The organism is Rhizobium sp. R711 (genome assembly GCF_002211365.1).
Taxonomy (GTDB): Bacteria; Pseudomonadota; Alphaproteobacteria; order Rhizobiales; family Rhizobiaceae; genus Rhizobium.
In genome coordinates this window covers 84,587-100,745 of the sequence record NZ_LOKZ01000006.1, presented here as the reverse complement: position 1 = coordinate 100,745, position 16,159 = coordinate 84,587, and the positions used below count along the sequence as shown (strand labels likewise).

The following is a 16,159-nucleotide window of genomic DNA, read 5'->3' as shown; positions in this document are numbered from 1 at the left end:
ACCACCGCTTATCGCTTGCGACAATCGGCGCTGAACCCTACTTATGAAGCATGACCCAGGCCCTGCAAAACACCGCGCGCACCGGCGCCCCCTTCGCCTTCGACAACAGCTATGCACGGTTGCCGCAGCAGTTCTTTACGCGCCAGGCTCCCGCGCAAGCCGCCGAGCCATGGCTGATCAAGCTGAACGAACCGCTTGCCGAAGAACTCGGCCTTGATACCGAGGCACTGAGGCGAGACGGCGCGGCGATCTTTTCGGGCAACCTCGTGCCCGAAGGCGCGGACCCGCTGGCGATGGCCTATGCCGGGCATCAGTTCGGCTCCTTCGTGCCCCTGCTAGGCGACGGGCGGGCGATCCTGCTTGGCGAGGTCGTCGATCACAACGGTCAGCGTCGCGATATCCAGCTGAAGGGCGCGGGCCAGACGGCCTATTCCCGCCGTGGCGATGGACGTGCCGCACTCGGGCCGGTGCTTCGGGAGTATATCGTCAGCGAGGCGATGTATTCGCTCGGCGTCCCGGCGACCCGGGCGCTTGCCGCGGTTTCGACAGGGCAGCCCGTCTATCGCGAAGACATCCTGCCGGGCGCGGTCTTCACCCGCGTCGCCTCGAGCCACATCCGCGTCGGCACGTTCCAGTTCTTTACCGCGCGCGGTGATACGGACAGCGTGCGGGCGCTGGCAGACTATGTGATCGACCGGCACTACCCGGAACTCAAGGACAGGGACAATTCCTACCTTGCGCTCTATGAGGCCGTTTGCGAGCGGCAGGCGGCATTGATCGCCAAGTGGCTTCACATCGGCTTCATCCACGGCGTCATGAACACCGACAACATGACCATTTCGGGCGAGACGATCGATTTCGGCCCCTGCGCCTTCATGGACGCCTACGATCCGCGCACCGTCTTTTCCTCGATCGACCAGGGCGGGCGCTATTCCTATGCCAACCAGCCGGGCATCGGCCAATGGAATTTGGCGCGACTCGGTGAAACCCTGCTGCCGCTTTTTGATGCGGATGCGGAGAAGTCCGTCGAACTCGCCAACACCGTGATCCAGCAATACGGCGAGCGCTTCCAGATCCACTGGCTGCGCGGCATGCGCGAGAAGATTGGTTTGGCGACCGTCGAAGGTGGCGATCTGGACCTCATCCAGTCGCTGCTTGCAGTGATGCAGGCGAGCCAGGCCGACTTTACCCTCGCCTTCCGCCGCCTTTGCGACTGTGCCGGCCCTGGAGATGGCGAGGCACTCTTCCTCTCGACCTTCCGTGAGCCGGACGGTGTGCGCGAATGGCTTGCCCGTTGGCGCGATCGCCTCACGCGCGACGAAGGTCGGACCGCAGCCGACCGCAGGATGGCGATGCGCGCGGTCAATCCCGCTTTCATTCCACGCAACCATCGCATCGAGCAGGCGATCAACGCCGCCGTCGAGGATGCGGACTTCTCGCTCTTCGAGGCCCTGCTTTCGGTGCTCGCCAAGCCCTACGACGATCAACCCGGCTTTGCGGCATACATGGAGCCGCCGAAACCGGAAGAACGCGTGCTGCAGACCTTCTGCGGCACGTGATCGGGCGACACCTATGGTCGCAGTTGACGCTCGTTGCGACCGCTCTATCTCGCTGATTTGCAGACTTTTTTCGCGCTCTGATCGCACCCGTCTAACATCAGCGGGAGTCTTCCCAGATGGCAATCGTCATTACCTCCGTTCTTTTCATGCTTTTCGGTCTTGCCCTCGTCGGTGGTGGGCTCTGGCTCATCATACTCGGCGGCAGCTTCTTTTATCTCTTCACCGGCGCCATGTTCCTGCTGACCGCCATCCTGCTCTTGATGCGCAGGGCAGCCGCGTTGTGGGTCTATGCAGCGCTCATCGTCGTCGCTTTGGTCTGGGCGATCTGGGAAGTCGGCTTCGACTGGTGGCAACTCGGACCGCGCGGCGGACTGATCATTCTTTTCGGCCTGTGGTTGTTGACGCCCTGGATCCGCCGGCCGCTTGGCTTCGTCAGCCCGACCGGTATTTCCTATGGGCAACCCCCTGGCCGCTGGCGATACCAGTTGTGATCGCGATCGCGATCGCCGGCTATTCGATGACCACCGATCCGCAACGGATCACGGGCAATCTGTCGACGGCGGCCGTTGCAAGCCCCGCGACCTTCGGCGGTGTCGTGCCCGATGGCGAGTGGCATCAATACGGCCGCACACCCTTCGGCCAGCGCTATTCGCCTCTCGACCAGATCAATGTCAGCAACGTCAAGGATCTCAAGGAGGTCTGGCGCTACCAGACCGGTGATGTGAAGCGACCCGAGGATGTCGGCGAGACGACCTATCAGGTCACACCGCTGAAAGTCGGCGACACGCTGTACCTCTGCACGCCGCACAATTGGGCAATCGCGCTCGACGCCAAGACCGGCAAGGAGAAATGGAAGTACGATTCCAACTCCGGCATGAACCCGAACCGCCAACACCAGACCTGCCGCGGCGTCACCTACTATCGTGACACGGCCGCAGCCCCCGGCTCTGCCTGCGCCGAGCGTGTGTTTCTGCCGACCTCCGACGCGCGCCTGATCGGGCTCGATGCGGCAAATGGCCAAATCTGCACGAGCTTTGCCGAAGATGGCGTGCTGCATCTCGAAAAAGGCATGCAGTACAATCCGGCCGGCTACTACTATTCGACCTCGCCGCCGGTCGCGGTCGCAGGCAAGCTGATCCTCGGCGGCGCCGTCAACGACAACTATTCCACAAAGGAGCAGTCCGGCGTCATCCGCGCATACGACATCAATACCGGTGCGCTCATCTGGAACTGGGATTCAGGCAATCCCGATGTCACCACGCCGCTGGCCGAAGGCCAGACTTACACCACCAACTCTCCGAACAGCTGGTCCGTCTTCAGTGTCGATGACGGTCTCGGCATGGTCTACATCCCGCTTGGCAATCAGGTACCCGACCAGCTCGGCATGAACCGCAGCGCCCATGTCGAGAAATACTCCTCCTCGATCGTCGCGCTCGACATCGCCACCGGACAGGTGAAATGGGTGCAGCAATTCGTGCACCACGACCTGTGGGACATGGACGTCCCCGCCCAACCTGTGCTGTTCGACATGACGAAATCAGACGGAACGCCCGTGCCGGCGCTTGTTGCCCCGACCAAGCAGGGTGACATCTACGTACTCGACCGGCGCACCGGCGAGGCGATCATCCCGTTCAAGGAGATACCCGCCCCAGGCGGCGCGATCCCTGAAGACCATACGTCGCCATCCCAGCCGATCTCCGACCTCACCTTCTCGCCGCCGCCGCTGCAGGAGAAGGACATGTGGGGCGTGACGCTGCTCGACCAGCTCGCCTGCCGCATCCAGTTCCACCGCTACAAGTACGAAGGCCGCTATACGCCGCCGTCGCTGGTGGGTTCGATCATCTATCCCGGCAATTTCGGCACCTTCAACTGGGGCAGCGTTGCTGTCGACCCGGAGCGGCAGATCATGTTTGGCATGCCGACCTATCTCGCCTTCACCTCGCGGCTGGTTCCCGCCGCCGATATCCCGCCAAAGGGGTAGGATGAGAAGGGCAGCGAACAGGGCCTCAACCGCAACGATGGCGCGCCCTACGGCGTGTTCATGGGGCCGTTCCTCGGACCACTGAAAATCCCCTGCCAGGCGCCACCATGGGGCTATGTCACAGGTGCGGATCTGCGTACCGGAAAGATTGCCTACAAGCGCAGGAACGGAACCGTCTACGATATGACGCCACTGCCGTTGCCCCTCAAGGTAGGCGTACCGGGCATCGGCGGCCCGATCCTGACAAGGGGCGGCGTTGCCTTCCTCGGGGCCGCCGTCGACAACTTTCTGCGCGCCTATGACATCACCAATGGCGACCAGCTCTGGCAAGCCCGTCTGCCGGCCGGCGGCCAGGCGACGCCTATGACCTATACGACGAGCGACAACAAGCAGTTCGTCGTCATGGTGGCCGGCGGACATGGCTCGATCGGAACCAAACCCGGCGACTATGTGATCGGCTACGCCCTGCCCTGAAGTCTCCCAAACGTGCCGGATGGTCGCCGCCGAAGACGGCCATCCGTGCCCGCAGCCACAGGGCATCAGGGTCACGCATTGGAGCATGGTTCACGAACCGACGGACGGAAACAACCTGTCCAGCGGACGGAGAAGATTTAGCCGATCGGCCAAAATGCCGGTCAAACCATAACCGAACCCAAGGAAAAGCCGGCAAATGGCGGTGTTTTGTCCCTTGTGTTCTTTCATTGGAGAATTTCATGAAGATCGGCAGCAGCATTTCCAGCACCTATGGACTGAGCAGCCTCTTTAGCCAGTCCGGCCAGCGCAACAAGCAACAGACCAGCGATACCGAGGTCGGCGTTCGCCAAAGCGGGGCGGCACTACAGCCGAGCAGCACGCCAACGTCGATCTCCAACACGAAGTGGGCGCTGCAGAGCAGCGGCACGGCGACCATGGATGGCACCGAAGCCCTCAAAAGCGCGTCATGACGCTGTCATCTCTGAGTTCACGGACCTCGTCAACCAGACCCCCGCGGAGCGGATGCGCAGCCAGATCCTCGAGCGGCTCGGGCTGACAGAGGACGATCTGAAGGCGATGCCGCCGGAGGAGCGCGAGGCTATCGAAAAGCAGATCGCGGACGAACTGAAGCGGCAGCTGACCGGTGATGAACGGCAAGGACAAGCCGAGCGCCGATACGCTCGTCAGCGCCTGAGACCTCCATAAACTAAATTAGATCGATGCGACGGAGTTTCACATTTCCGTCGCATCCCTTTGACAGGAAAGCCCTATCCGACCATGTCGGCCACGATCTTGCCGACTTCGGCAAAGACCGGGTTGATCTCGGACACCGGCGCTTTGGCCTGCGTCACGTAAGCCGCGACCAGGATCGCTCCGTGACCAGGCGGCCAGATGACAGCAATATCGGCAGCGCTGCCATTGTTGGCGGTGCCGGTCTTGTCGCCGATCTTCCAGGTATCCGGCAGGCCTGCGCGCAGGCGAGCGCCGCCTGTCGTGTTCGCCACCATCCACTCTATCAGCTTGTCGCGCGACGGTTCCGACAGGGCGGAGCCCTGTGTCAGGTTGCCGAGCGTGTCGACCATCGCATCGGGAGTGGTCGTATCCTGCGGATCGCCGTCCTTGGCTTCGTTGAGCGCCGTCTCCCAGCGGTCGAGCCGCGTCGAACGATCGCCCAGCGTGCGCAACCATTTGGTCAGCTCAGCCGGTCCGCCGAAGCTTTCCAGCAGCAGGTTCCCGGCCGTATCGTCGCTAAGGGTGATCGCCGCCTGGCAGAGTTCACTGAGGCTCATGCCCTCGCCGCCGACGTGCTTTTCCGTTTCCGGCGAGTAGGTGACGAGCTTGTCCTTTTCGTAGACGACGCGCCGCTCGAGAGTCTCCTGCCCCTTGTCGACACGCGCCAGCACCAAGCCGGCGGCTAAGACCTTGAATGTGCTGCAGAGGGGAAAGCGCTCAGTCTCGCGATAGCCGAAAGAAATGTTGGTGTCAGTGTCGATGGCCGACACACCGATGCGACCGCCGATGGCTTTTTCGAGCGCATCCATCCGCCGATTGATTTCATCATCGCTGTCCTCCGACCATGCAACGCGCGGCAGAAGCAAGGCGGGGGAAAGCAGTGCCGAACCGAGAAGGGTTCGGCGGCGGATCGAAAAGCCACGCATGAAAATTCCTCTGCCTGAATCAATGGACACAGGGCTAGAGCCTGATTGTGGCCCGGATGCGTCGCGTCAGGCCGCTGCCGACTGCGTGACCTCGACGGTGACGTGCGAGAGGCCGGTAACGGGTTCGAGCTTCGCCTTGTAGAAAGCCGGGCTTTCCGGCTGCGGCGTCACCAGAGCGACAATCGCGGCGTGATGGCCGGGTCCGACCTGCCAGACGTGAAGATCGGTGATCCGCTCGCCACTCGTTTCCAGCGCCGAACGAATCTCGTCCTGCAGATCCGCTTCCTGCGGCACGACATCAAGCAGCACGCGGCCAGACGACTTCATGAGACCCCAGGACCATTGCGCAATGATGAGGCCACCGACGATGCCCATCAGCGGATCGAGCCAGAGCCAGCCATAGATACTGCCAAAGAGCAGTGCCGCGATGGCCAGCACAGAGGTCAGCGCATCCGCGATGACATGGACGTAGGCGGCGCGCATGTTGTTGTCGGAGGCATGTGCTGAATGAGCGTGATCGCCATGATGGGCATGATCGCCGTGGTCGTGGTGATGATGGTGCTCGTGATGATGGGAATGGCCGTGGCTGTGGCCATGATGGGCATGGTCATCTTTCAGGAGCCAGGCGCTCGCCAGGTTGACCAGCAGACCGACGACGGCGACGCCGATCGCCTGCGCAAAGCTGATCGGCACTGGATGGGTGATGCGCAGGAAGCTCTCCCAGGCCATCAGCAAGGCGATCAACATCAGGATGATGGCGCTGGTAAAGCCCGCGAGGTCGCCAAGCTTGCCGGTGCCGAAGGTGAAGCGAGGATTATGCGCCTGCCGACGGGCATAGAGGTAGGCAACCGCCGAGATCAGCAGCGCGCTCGCATGGGTCGACATGTGCCAACCATCGGCGACCAGCGCCATGGAGCCATAGTAAGTTCCGGCGCCGATTTCGACCACCATCATGACGGCGGTCAGCGCAATGACGAACCAGACACGGCGGGCGTTGCGGTCATGATCGGCGCCCAGGAATACGTGGCTATGTTCAAGTGTTTCGGTCTGTACGCTCATCGTACGCTCCTCATGTCGGTTGTCTTAGCGAATATAGGTTCGCAGAACTTCGGATATTTCCTCGACGGCTTCCGCCCGGGCCCTCTCATCGGCGGCACGCAGGACATGCTCGTGCAGATGGTCGTCCAGCACCTCGCCCGTCAGGCCGTTCAGGGCGCCGCGGATCGAGGCAAGCAGCTGTAAAATCTCTCCGCAGGGCCGCTCTACATCCAAGGCGCGCTCGACGGCCTCCATCTGGCCTTTCAGGCGGCTTACGCGGGCCATCAGCTTTTTCTTCTGGTGTGTGGTGTGGGACATGACATATCCATTTAGTATAGGGGGGTACCCTATAACAATGACCTGATGATGAAAAGTCCCCTCGGTGGACAGCGGCCGTGTCGACAGACGCCGTGCGCTTCCGGGCGCCCACGCGCAAACCCCATTGACAAACGGCACGTTCTGGATGATCTATCGACGCATGATCAAGAACACGCACATCACCAGCTCGTATTTTTGGCTGTACCTGTAAGGGGCGGCCGGACAGATCATATTGTCAACAAGCCGCCGTCAGGCGGCTTTGTTGTATCGGCAGCGTCCTGACGGCAGAACACCACACAAGGACGCGAAGACCATGGTTGAAATCGAAGACAGCGAAATCTCATTGATCCGCCCGCCGGTGATCAATATCCGCGCCGCCAAGCCGCGCGATCTCCCTGAACTCAGCGAAATGATCGGCCTGCTCGCCAGGCATCACGGCGATCCATCCGCCTCGAGCCCGGAGCAGCTCGAGCGTGATCTGTTCGGCCCGGTGCCGTGGATCAGCGCGCTGGTTGCCGAGAGCGATGAGGGCCTGATCGGCTACGCCATTCTCGTGCCGCTCTACAGGGCGCAGGACGGCGCGCGCGGCATGGATCTGCATCATCTCTTCGTGCGTGACGGACATCGCGGCCACGGCGTCGGCCAGCATCTCGTCAACCGCGCCCGCGACACGGCTCGCAGCGCCGGCTGCGGCTACCTCTCGGTCAGCGCCGCCACCGGCAACGTGCAGGCCCATCGCTTCTACGAGAATATGGACTTCGTCCCTCGCCCGGTCACCGGCATGCGCTATATGCAAGCTTTGGCATGAGCGGCATTGGCCGCGCCGGACAGCCTGCAAGGAGAAACGAATGACCCGACTTGCAATTGTCCTCACCGATGGATTCGCCGACTGGGAGGTCGCCCAACTGACGGCCTCCGCACGCTCCTATTTCGGCTTCGACGTGGTGATCGCAACGCCCGAGGGAGAGGAAGTGCGCTCGATGGGCGGCATGCGCGTCGCGGCCGATGCCGTCGCGGAAAATCTGCACGCCAATGCCTTCGACGGCCTTGTGCTCTGCGGCGGGACGATCTGGGAGACCGAAAAGGCGCCTGATCTGAAACCTGTCATCGACGACTTTATCACGCACGGCAAACTCGTCGCCGGAATCTGCGGCGCGACACTGGCGCTTGCGCGTGCGGGCGCGCTTGATGCCACCGACCATACCAGCAATGCCGCCGATTTCATTGCCAGCGCGCCGGGCTATGCTGGCCACGCGCGTTACAAGGATAGCCCGCAGGCGGTGCGTGTCGGAAAGCTGGTAACGGCGCCAGGATCGGCGCCGATGACCTTTGCCGCGGAAATCTACCGCGCGCTCGGGCACGGGGGCGACGAACTCGACCAGTACGTTCTGATGTTCGGCGCCGAGCATCAGCCGAAAGCGGCCTGAGCCGCGCTGCCGGGGTGTTGGCCCCTATTGTTTCGGAACCGCCTTCAGGTAGGCTGCGATTGCCTCGAGTTCCGGTTTCGGCAGGTGAGCGAGGTTGCGTTGCACGTCGGCCATCGAGCCGCCGGCCGAATCAAAGTCGGGGGTGAAGCCGGTTTCGAGATAGTTGGCGATATCCTCCTCGCTCCACGACCCGACGGTTTTCGCGCCCGGCGTGATGTTGGGGATCCTGCCCTTGCCTTCCGGATTTGGCGCGCCCGCCAGCCACTTGCCTGCCTCGAAGCCTCCAAGCCGGTCGCGCGGCGTGTGGCATTCGCCGCAGTGGCCGGCGCCTTCGACGAGATACTGGCCGCGCTTGATCCTGTCGTAGACATCGGCAGCGAGCGCAACACGTGGTTCATCGTTGAAATAGAGGAACTTCCAGCCGCCGAGCGCCAGCCGGATGTTGTAAGGGAACGGCAACTCATGCGACGGGGAGACATTGGTGCTTTTTGGCAGCGTCTTCAGAAAGCCGAAGAGATCGTTGACGTCCTTGTCGCTCATCCGGGCATATGAGTTGTAGGGAAACGACGGATAGAGGTGCTGTCCGTTTGGCGCGACGCCACGTTTCATCGCGTTGCCGAACTGCGCCAGCGTCCATGTCCCGATGCCTGCCTTTTCGTCAGGCGAGATATTGGGAACGTGGAAAGTGCCGAAAGGGCTCTTCAGCGCCAGGCCGCCTGAGAGCGTGAGCTTGGCATCCCCCTCCGACCCCGGCGTCGCATGACAGCTCACACAGCCACCCGTCCAGAAAACCATCTCACCGTTCTTCAGATCGGGTTCGCCAAGATTGGCCCAGTGACTTTCGGGAAGCGCGTTCGGCGCGGTGATGAAATAGACGGCCGCTCCGCCGATGACAACCACGCCCACGAGACAGAGCAAAAACCGGACGAACCTGCGAACCATCTGCCGCTCCTGCTGCTGATAACGTTATTGAAAACATAAAACGATCCGCTCCAGCGGCAAGACTGGCGCGGATTGTTGGGTTGAAATGCCGGGATCGCTATTCCGTCTTTATGCGGTATTTCTCATGACAGCCCCCGCAGTTGCCGCCAAGCGTCTTCAGAGCGCCGCCAACACCGGCCGCGTCAGCGGGAAGCTGAGCGAGAACCTTCTCGGCATCGGCTGAAAGCTTGTCGGCACGTGCCTTGAAGTCCGCGTGGTCTTCCCAGATCTTCGGGCTTGCTGCCTTATCACCCGTTTCGGTGCCAGGCTTGAACTGATCCGGGAAAACCTTTGCGGTTTCCGAGATCGTCGTCAGCGCAACCTTCACCGCCTCTGCGTCATAGGGCTTCTCGCCCTTGGCGATCGCGGTCATCGCCCCTGCCGCGCCACCGACCTTCTTCATCAGCGCAGAACGCGCATCGTGCGTGCCCTCCTCCGCTGCAATGGCAACACCTACCGCCCCCAGACCGGCGATGAGCACTGCCGCGGTTATAGCTCTCACTCTCATGTCTGCACTCCTATTTGATTTGATTCCAAGGTCCTTTAAGCCCGGCTTCGCTGGACGGGCGGCATCATTACAAATTTTTCCTGCTCTAAAAGTAACAAGTGGGTGAGATTTCAGGAAAGACAGACCGTTGGACCGCGTCACGCGCCTTACGCCGGCGCGCGCCAGCCGTGCCATGCGGTAAGGATAGAAACGGCGATGAGGAGCGCTCCGGCAATTCGGCCAACGAGGATTGTCGCCCTCGGATTGGACACCAGCATCGTACGGCTCCGTGCCGCTGTCAGGGCCAGGGTGCCGTAGACAGCGGCCTGGGTCGCCATCGTCATGATACCCATGACGAGGCCCTGCGCCCAAATCGGACCGTAGATCGGCTTCAGAAACTGCGGATAGACCGCGATCATGAACAGATACGCTTTGGGATTCATCAGGCAGGTTGCCGCGCCCTGGCGAAACGCCCTCCAACCCGAACGCAAGCCGCCTGCCCCGACAGCATCGACGGTGATCGAACTGCGGATCAGCGTGTAGCCGATCCAGGCCATGTAAGCCGCGCCGGCGAAGAGCAGGGGATTGAACAGGGTCGGCAGGAGGACGGCGAGTACACCGACTCCAATCGAGCCATAGAGCGAATGCACCGCCCCACCGGCCATGATACCTGCGGTCGCGGCGATGCCCGTGCGCCTGCCACCGGTCAGCGAATTGGCGAGCACGAACAGCATATCCATGCCCGGCACGATGATGATGCCGAAGAGAAGCGTGAAGTAGAGCCAGAGATTTTCGCTGTAGGTCATGTCAGTTGTCCGCTATCCAATTCAAGGTCGATTTCAAAGACCATGTTGATTTTCAATTCGATAGCGAGAGCTATACGAGGACCCAACTGACAGTGTATTGTCAGGAGCCTAGGCACAAGGAGGCGAAAAATGCGCAAGGCCTCACGACTTTTCGAGATCATCCAGATCCTGCGGGTGGCGAGCAAACCAATGACGGCAGCTCACATGGCGGAAACGCTCGAGGTGACGGTGCGCTCGATCTATCGCGACATCGCGGCCTTGCAGGCGATGCGCGTCCCGATCGAGGGCGGCCGCGGCATTGGCTACATCATGCGGCCGGGCTTCGACCTACCGCCGCTGATGTTCTCGGTCGAGGAAATGGAGGCAATCGTCTTGTCGCTGGCGCTGCTCGACCGGACCGGCGACGAGGAACTCAAGCGAGCGGCCAAGGGCGTCAATCAGAAGATTGCCGGCTCCGTGCCGGCGCCGCTGCGACAGGCGATGGAGCGAAAAGCGCTTTATGCCTGGGGATCGGTGGCGCAATCCCCCGTCGGGCTCGATCTTGGTTTGGTTCGCCGCGCCATCCGCGACGAACAGAAGCTGATGCTCGACTATCGCGACGAACTCGGCCGCGCGACAGAGCGCAGGATTCAGCCGATTGCGCTCATCTATTACTCGCAGACCGCAAACATTGTCGCCTGGTGCGAGCTACGCCAGGCGATCCGCAATTTCCGCAGCGACCGTGTCGAGCATTGCGAAACGGCCGACGCCTATTTCCGAGGCGACGGCGACCGGCTGCGGCAACTCTGGACGAGCGGATGGACGAACCCGCCGGCTGCCGCAACGGCCTAGATCAGGATTCAGATTTCAGGTCGAACGACCTAAAATCATCCTGATCTGGTGGATCAGAGGTGCATGCCACCGGACACCTCGATGCGCTGACCGTTGACCCAGCGATTATCGTCGGAAAGCAGCGAGGCGATCATCGGGCCGATATCGTCGGGTACGCCGGCACGACCGAGCGCCGTCGCATCGGCGACCATCTTGTTGTAGGTCGGATTGTCCCGCACCATACCGCCGCTGAAGTCGGTGGCGATTGCGCCCGGAGCAACCGTATTGGCCGTGATGCCGCGCGGGCCGAGTTCCTTGGCGAGGTAACGCGTGAAGACCTCGACCGCCCCTTTCATCGACGCATAGGCGGAAATGCCGGGCACTGCGAAACGAGCAAGACCGCTCGAGATGTTGATGATACGCCCGCCATCGGCCATCAGCAGCAGGAGCTTCTGCGTCAGGAAGAAGACGCCCTTCAGGTGCACGTTGACGAGCTCGTCGAAAGCCTCTTCCGTCGTTTCGGCAATCGTTGCGTGATAGCCGCTGCCGGCGTTGTTGACGAGGTAGTCGAATTGAGTCCTTCCAAGACCTTGCAAAGCGTACTTCACCTTGGCCACAAAGGCGTCAAAATCGGCGACCCGACCAGTGTCCAACTGCAGGGCAATGGCCTCGGCGCAGAGCGCCTTGATCTCCGAAGCCGCGGCCTCCGCTTCTGCCCGATTTTCTCGGTAGGTGAAGATGACGGTCACGCCACGACGGGCGAGATTGATCGCCGTGTTACGGCCGAGCCCACGGCTGCCACCGGTGACAATCGCAACCTTGGATGCTGAATTTGCTTGTGTTTCTCTTGCATGATCTCTTCCTTTGACTGGGAGTTCGTGCCGCTACGGTACGCCTGCCAAGGCCTTTTGTTGAATGCCGGAACTCTCGAATTTCTTGCCTAATCCTCCAAGCGGCTTGCGAACCGCGCGGCGCGGCGCCTATCTTCTGATGCCGCCCAGGAATGACCGAGGAGACGCTGGCAATGCTCGATACCCTGAAGCAAGCAATCCAGACCTTTATCGACCGAACTGCCGGTGACGCCGACGGACGCTTCGAGACCCCGTTGCCCTCGCTTTCGGTGTCGCGCGTCACCTATCCCGTCATGCCGAACCACATGATCTATCGGCCGACGATCTGCATCGTCGTCCAGGGGGCCAAGGAAATCATGGTCGGCGACCGGGTCCTGGAGTACGGCGAGATGCAGTCGCTGATCGTCACGTTCGAGGTGCCGGCCCTCGGACAGATCACGAAGGCCAGCAAGGAAGAACCCTATATCGGCTTGAACATCGATTTCGACGTGACGATCCTGCGCGACGTGATGGAGGCGATGGAACAGCCGCCTCGCCCGGTCGGCGATGGCGCGGCCGGTGTTTTCGTGCAGAATTTCGATGGTGTGCTTGCCGACTGCGTGCTGAGGCTTGTCCGCCTCGCCGACACGCCGAAAGCAATTCCGGTACTCTATCCCGCCATCATGCGCGAGATCTGCTACTGGCTGCTGACGGACCGAATGCGGCCGAGGTCAGCAAGCTGGCGCTACCGGGCAGCCATGCCCGACGCATGACCGATGCGATTCATCTGCTGCGCGAGAACTTTGCGGCACCGTTGCGCATCGAGCAGCTTGCGTCCGTCGCGCACATGAGCCCCTCCTCCTTCCATCAGCATTTCAAGCAGATGACGGCGATGACGCCGCTGCAGTATCAGAAGAACATGCGATTGCTGGAAGCGCGCCGACTTATGGTGTCGGACGGCGCCAGCGTTGCTACCGCCGCCTATTAGGTCGGTTATGAAAGCGCTTCACAGTTCAGCCGCGAAAATTCGCGCATGTTCGGCACACCGCCGAAGCGCGACACCATGGAGCGAAAAGAGTTGCCGATGGTCACGGCCGCCTGAGCCGATGCCGACAGAGACGAGCAGCGCACGCGATCTTCCTGTCCTATCCCGCAAACGCCACTATTGTCGGCCCGATGCGGTCATCCCCAGCTTTTCATGGCGTGTCGTCGATACGAAATCCGACCTTCATCACGACCTGATAGTGCGCTACCGCGCCATCCTTGATATGACCTCGGATTTGATCCACTTCGAACCATTCGAGATTTCGCATCGTCTTCGAGGCTCGCGCGACGGCGGTCTCGATCGCCTCGGTGACTGACTCCTTCGAACTCCCAATGAGTTCCACCTTCTTATAAACGTGATCGCTCATCCCATCCTCCTCCTATTTGGTGCAGGCTGTGGTTCACTGTTTCACCCGTCCTGAAACCGAGCCTAATTGACCCCGATACCAGCGGAATTTCAACACTAAAGCCGACAACGATACAAACCAAGCTGCGCCCTGCCTCGCCGCGTGCGGCGTTCGGCCTTGCGCTGGTTGCAATTGGCGCTCCCACGCCTACTTTCTGCCCTGGTCACCTCCCTCGGAGTGGCAGAGATGACCGGGAGCAGATCATGTGCCGAAATATAAAACCCCTCTTCAATTTCGATCCGCCAGCGACGGACGAGGAGATCCACGATGCCGCGCTGCAGTTCGTGCGCAAGGTGAGCGGAACGACCAAACCGTCGAAGCGCAATGAGGTCGCGTTCGAGCGCGCGGTCGGTTCGATCGCAGCATGCGCGCGCGAACTGCTCGATTCGCTGGAAACTTCTCAACCCCCTCGCGATCGTGAGGAGGTAGCGGCAAAGGCGCGCGCGAGAACGGCGGCCCGGTTCGCGTAAGAGAGACCGTCACGCAGGAAAACGAGCGTCGTGTTCAGAACCCGTTATCCAAAGGGAGGATGCCTTGCCTAGATCATCATTGTTTTTGTCACTAGCGCTGGCTGTTGGCCTGTCCGTCACATCAATATCCGTGCCGACGGAAGCACGCGCACAGACCCATATCTCCATCAGTGTTGGTACCAATCTCAACAGAGGCAGAGGGATTAGCTGTAGTCAGGGAGAGAGGCTGCTCCGTAACCGCGGCTTTAGGGACGTCAGGCGGATCGACTGCCGCGGTCGTTTCTTCATCTATCGTGCATGGAGGGGCGGCAGCCGGTTCGAGATTGCCATACGGCAGCGCGATGGCCGCGTTGTGGATATGCGCCGCATCGGTGGAAGGCGATAGTGCCAAGACGCTGAAACCGAGGATCTGTACACGCGCTTGCCCGATCTGGCGCAAAACCTACCGTCACGGTTGGTGGGACCTGCGACCGAATTTGGCGATCTTCGACCACAGCTGCTTCCGGAATCCGCCGCTCTTCACTCGTCGTCCTCTCGCCTAGGGATGTCGAGTTCGATCATGACAGGAGCGTGGTCGCTCGTGTGTTCCCAGCTTCTCGGCTTCCTGCGCACGCTCGCCGACTTCAGCCATGGGGCGACCGTCGGGCTGAGCAGGAAGTGATCGATCCGAAGACCGGCATCGCGCTCGAACGAGTTTCGCCAGTACTTCCAGAAGGTATAGATGCGCTCGTTGGGATGCAGATGCCTCACGGCGTCGGTCCAGCCCTGTGCAACGAGGTCAGCATAGGCCTTGCGGACTTCCGGCCGAAAGAGGGCGTCATCCAGCCAACGCTCCGGCTTATAGACATCGATTTCCGTCGGCATCACGTTGAAGTCGCCAACCAGTAGCGCAGGAATGTCGAGGTCATGCAGTTCGGCGGCATATTCGTGGAGCCGTCGGAACCAGCGAAGCTTGTAATCGAACTTCGGTCCAGGCGCGGGATTTCCGTTCGGAAGATAGAGGCAGCCTATCAGGATGCCGTCGACGGCTGCCTCGATATAGCGGCTATGCGTGTCATCTGGATCGCAGGGAAGACCGCGTCGTGTCAGGATAGGCGTTGAGCCTCTGGAGAGGATCGCGACGCCATTCCAGCTCTTCTGTCCATGCCAGATCGCGCCGTAGCCGGCCCGCTCCAATGCGCTGCGTGGAAACCGGGCATCCTCCGTTTTCAGTTCCTGTAGGCAGACGACGTCGGGCTTGTCCTCCTTCAGCCAGCGAAGGAGGATTTCCAGGCGTCCGTTCACGCCGTTGACGTTGTAGGTCGCGATCTTCAAGAGCCGAAGCACGCTTCGATGAGTTTCGATCGGAGGGAAATAGAAAGCCAGGCGGGCAAAATCCAGAGTCCGGAGCGACCGCTCTGGAATGAGGTGGCGACGGGGTCGGCATCATGGCCAACAGCCGCGCCGCCAAGGCCGGATATTTCCCCACGCGCGAAACCCCATTCAGTGATACGGTGGCGAGCCGAACGTCTCTGATGCAAACGGGAAAAGTGGGAGAAGTCAGATGCCGACAATGTTCATAAGGCATGAGGTTTCGGACTACGCTGCCTGGCGCAAGGTCTACAACGCGTTCGCGCCGGTGCAGAAGGCAAACGGGGTTATCGCCGAGGCGGTCTATCAAGCCGCCGACAATCCCAACGACGTAACCGTCACCCACGATTTCGCTACGGTCGAGGCAGCCCAGGCCTTCGGCAAGCTGGAGGAGTTGAGGGCGGCGATGCGCACGGGAGGCGTGCTGGGCGCGCCGACGGTGTGGCTCACCAACAAGGCATGAAACGACGGCATCGTTTTCGGCAGGGCAGAGACACGGGCAGCGCCCGGCGCAAGCAC

The 16,159-nt window shown here is 61.3% G+C and carries 17 protein-coding genes and 2 pseudogenes; 10 read left to right on the top strand and 9 right to left on the bottom strand.

Going from position 1 to position 16,159, the window contains the following annotated elements; all coding sequences use genetic code 11:
• The first annotated feature begins 50 nt into the window (after positions 1-50).
• The 4 genes and pseudogenes from ATY80_RS10195 (at position 51) to ATY80_RS29535 (ending at position 4,719) form a co-directional block, all read left to right on the top strand.
• The gene (locus ATY80_RS10195; RefSeq protein ID WP_088692316.1) at positions 51-1,559 is read left to right on the top strand and encodes a protein adenylyltransferase SelO; all 1,509 of its coding nucleotides are present in this window, start codon (positions 51-53) and stop codon (positions 1,557-1,559) included.
• A 116-nt stretch (positions 1,560-1,675) separates the two neighbouring features.
• Positions 1,676-4,014: pseudogene (locus ATY80_RS10190) on the top strand (glucose/quinate/shikimate family membrane-bound PQQ-dependent dehydrogenase).
• A gap of 239 nt (positions 4,015-4,253) precedes the next feature.
• The gene (locus ATY80_RS29540) at positions 4,254-4,484 is read left to right on the top strand and encodes a hypothetical protein (protein ID WP_245306794.1); all 231 of its coding nucleotides are present in this window, start codon (positions 4,254-4,256) and stop codon (positions 4,482-4,484) included.
• Positions 4,453-4,719 carry a hypothetical protein gene (locus tag ATY80_RS29535; protein ID WP_245306793.1) on the top strand — a complete coding sequence of 89 codons (267 nt, stop codon included), beginning with the start codon at positions 4,453-4,455 and terminating at the stop codon, positions 4,717-4,719. Before ATY80_RS29540 ends, ATY80_RS29535 begins: the two co-directional genes overlap by 32 nt.
• 62 nt (positions 4,720-4,781) lie before the next feature.
• Here the strand turns inward: ATY80_RS29535 and bla are convergent, their stop codons facing one another.
• The 3 genes from bla to dmeR form a co-directional block, all read right to left on the bottom strand.
• Entirely contained in the window at positions 4,782-5,672 is an 891-nt protein-coding gene (bla, locus tag ATY80_RS10180) for a class A beta-lactamase (protein ID WP_088692315.1), read from the bottom strand.
• Between the two features lie 66 nt (positions 5,673-5,738).
• The gene (dmeF, locus tag ATY80_RS10175) at positions 5,739-6,731 is read right to left on the bottom strand and encodes a CDF family Co(II)/Ni(II) efflux transporter DmeF (protein ID WP_088692314.1); all 993 of its coding nucleotides are present in this window, start codon (positions 6,729-6,731) and stop codon (positions 5,739-5,741) included.
• Positions 6,732-6,755: 24 nt separating this feature from the next.
• Positions 6,756-7,028, bottom strand: a complete 273-nt coding sequence (gene dmeR, locus ATY80_RS10170; protein ID WP_088692313.1) for a Ni(II)/Co(II)-sensing transcriptional repressor DmeR — start codon at positions 7,026-7,028, stop codon at positions 6,756-6,758.
• A gap of 313 nt (positions 7,029-7,341) precedes the next feature.
• Between dmeR and ATY80_RS10165 the strand changes: the two genes are divergently transcribed.
• Complete coding sequence (locus ATY80_RS10165; protein WP_088692312.1) at positions 7,342-7,836, top strand: GNAT family N-acetyltransferase; 495 nt, start codon at positions 7,342-7,344, stop codon at positions 7,834-7,836.
• A 40-nt stretch (positions 7,837-7,876) separates the two neighbouring features.
• Positions 7,877-8,455: a type 1 glutamine amidotransferase family protein gene (locus ATY80_RS10160; protein ID WP_088692311.1), complete on the top strand. Its 579-nt coding sequence runs from the start codon at positions 7,877-7,879 to the stop codon at positions 8,453-8,455.
• A 24-nt stretch (positions 8,456-8,479) separates the two neighbouring features.
• Here ATY80_RS10160 and ATY80_RS10155 read toward each other — a convergent pair whose 3' ends face one another.
• From ATY80_RS10155 to ATY80_RS10145, 3 genes are all read right to left on the bottom strand, one after another.
• Entirely contained in the window at positions 8,480-9,397 is a 918-nt protein-coding gene (locus ATY80_RS10155; protein ID WP_088692310.1) for a cytochrome c, read from the bottom strand.
• A gap of 97 nt (positions 9,398-9,494) precedes the next feature.
• On the bottom strand, positions 9,495-9,944 hold the full coding sequence (locus ATY80_RS10150; RefSeq protein WP_088692309.1) for a cytochrome c: 450 nt from the start codon (positions 9,942-9,944) through the stop codon (positions 9,495-9,497).
• A gap of 146 nt (positions 9,945-10,090) precedes the next feature.
• Positions 10,091-10,729 carry a LysE family translocator gene (locus ATY80_RS10145; protein WP_088692308.1) on the bottom strand — a complete coding sequence of 213 codons (639 nt, stop codon included), beginning with the start codon at positions 10,727-10,729 and terminating at the stop codon, positions 10,091-10,093.
• 129 nt (positions 10,730-10,858) lie between these two features.
• Here ATY80_RS10145 and ATY80_RS10140 point away from each other — a divergent pair, with 129 nt between their 5' ends.
• The gene (locus ATY80_RS10140; protein WP_088692307.1) at positions 10,859-11,560 is read left to right on the top strand and encodes a YafY family protein; all 702 of its coding nucleotides are present in this window, start codon (positions 10,859-10,861) and stop codon (positions 11,558-11,560) included.
• Between the two features lie 53 nt (positions 11,561-11,613).
• Here ATY80_RS10140 and ATY80_RS10135 read toward each other — a convergent pair whose 3' ends face one another.
• Positions 11,614-12,351, bottom strand: a complete 738-nt coding sequence (locus ATY80_RS10135) for an SDR family oxidoreductase (protein WP_088692306.1) — start codon at positions 12,349-12,351, stop codon at positions 11,614-11,616.
• A 212-nt stretch (positions 12,352-12,563) separates the two neighbouring features.
• On the opposite strand from ATY80_RS10135, the pseudogene ATY80_RS10130 reads away from it, so the two are divergent.
• Positions 12,564-13,471, top strand: a pseudogene (locus ATY80_RS10130) (AraC family transcriptional regulator).
• Between the two features lie 94 nt (positions 13,472-13,565).
• Here the strand turns inward: ATY80_RS10130 and ATY80_RS10125 are convergent.
• A complete protein-coding gene (locus ATY80_RS10125) occupies positions 13,566-13,781 on the bottom strand; it encodes a dodecin (RefSeq protein ID WP_088692305.1) in 216 nt (71 codons plus the stop codon).
• Positions 13,782-14,023: 242 nt separating this feature from the next.
• Between ATY80_RS10125 and ATY80_RS10120 the strand changes: the two genes are divergently transcribed.
• A complete protein-coding gene (locus ATY80_RS10120) occupies positions 14,024-14,290 on the top strand; it encodes a DUF2277 domain-containing protein (protein WP_088692304.1) in 267 nt (88 codons plus the stop codon).
• 519 nt (positions 14,291-14,809) lie between these two features.
• Here the strand turns inward: ATY80_RS10120 and xth are convergent.
• On the bottom strand, positions 14,810-15,604 hold the full coding sequence (gene xth / locus ATY80_RS10110; RefSeq protein WP_088692378.1) for an exodeoxyribonuclease III: 795 nt from the start codon (positions 15,602-15,604) through the stop codon (positions 14,810-14,812).
• Between the two features lie 229 nt (positions 15,605-15,833).
• Here xth and ATY80_RS10105 point away from each other — a divergent pair, with 229 nt between their 5' ends.
• Positions 15,834-16,103, top strand: coding sequence for a cyclase (locus tag ATY80_RS10105; RefSeq protein WP_088692302.1), 270 nt, complete (start codon positions 15,834-15,836; stop codon positions 16,101-16,103).
• Positions 16,104-16,159 lie beyond the last annotated feature (56 nt).

Coding starts and splice junctions, on each gene's coding strand:
- ATY80_RS10195 (WP_088692316.1), top strand. CDS start 51: ATGACCCAGGCCCTGCAAAACACCGCGCGCACCGGCGCCCCCTTCGCC.
- ATY80_RS29540 (WP_245306794.1), top strand. CDS start 4,254: ATGAAGATCGGCAGCAGCATTTCCAGCACCTATGGACTGAGCAGCCTC.
- ATY80_RS29535 (WP_245306793.1), top strand. CDS start 4,453: ATGGCACCGAAGCCCTCAAAAGCGCGTCATGACGCTGTCATCTCTGAG.
- bla (WP_088692315.1), bottom strand. CDS start 5,672: ATGCGTGGCTTTTCGATCCGCCGCCGAACCCTTCTCGGTTCGGCACTG.
- dmeF (WP_088692314.1), bottom strand. CDS start 6,731: ATGAGCGTACAGACCGAAACACTTGAACATAGCCACGTATTCCTGGGC.
- dmeR (WP_088692313.1), bottom strand. CDS start 7,028: ATGTCCCACACCACACACCAGAAGAAAAAGCTGATGGCCCGCGTAAGC.
- ATY80_RS10165 (WP_088692312.1), top strand. CDS start 7,342: ATGGTTGAAATCGAAGACAGCGAAATCTCATTGATCCGCCCGCCGGTG.
- ATY80_RS10160 (WP_088692311.1), top strand. CDS start 7,877: ATGACCCGACTTGCAATTGTCCTCACCGATGGATTCGCCGACTGGGAG.
- ATY80_RS10155 (WP_088692310.1), bottom strand. CDS start 9,397: ATGGTTCGCAGGTTCGTCCGGTTTTTGCTCTGTCTCGTGGGCGTGGTT.
- ATY80_RS10150 (WP_088692309.1), bottom strand. CDS start 9,944: ATGAGAGTGAGAGCTATAACCGCGGCAGTGCTCATCGCCGGTCTGGGG.
- ATY80_RS10145 (WP_088692308.1), bottom strand. CDS start 10,729: ATGACCTACAGCGAAAATCTCTGGCTCTACTTCACGCTTCTCTTCGGC.
- ATY80_RS10140 (WP_088692307.1), top strand. CDS start 10,859: ATGCGCAAGGCCTCACGACTTTTCGAGATCATCCAGATCCTGCGGGTG.
- ATY80_RS10125 (WP_088692305.1), bottom strand. CDS start 13,781: ATGAGCGATCACGTTTATAAGAAGGTGGAACTCATTGGGAGTTCGAAG.
- ATY80_RS10120 (WP_088692304.1), top strand. CDS start 14,024: ATGTGCCGAAATATAAAACCCCTCTTCAATTTCGATCCGCCAGCGACG.
- ATY80_RS10105 (WP_088692302.1), top strand. CDS start 15,834: ATGCCGACAATGTTCATAAGGCATGAGGTTTCGGACTACGCTGCCTGG.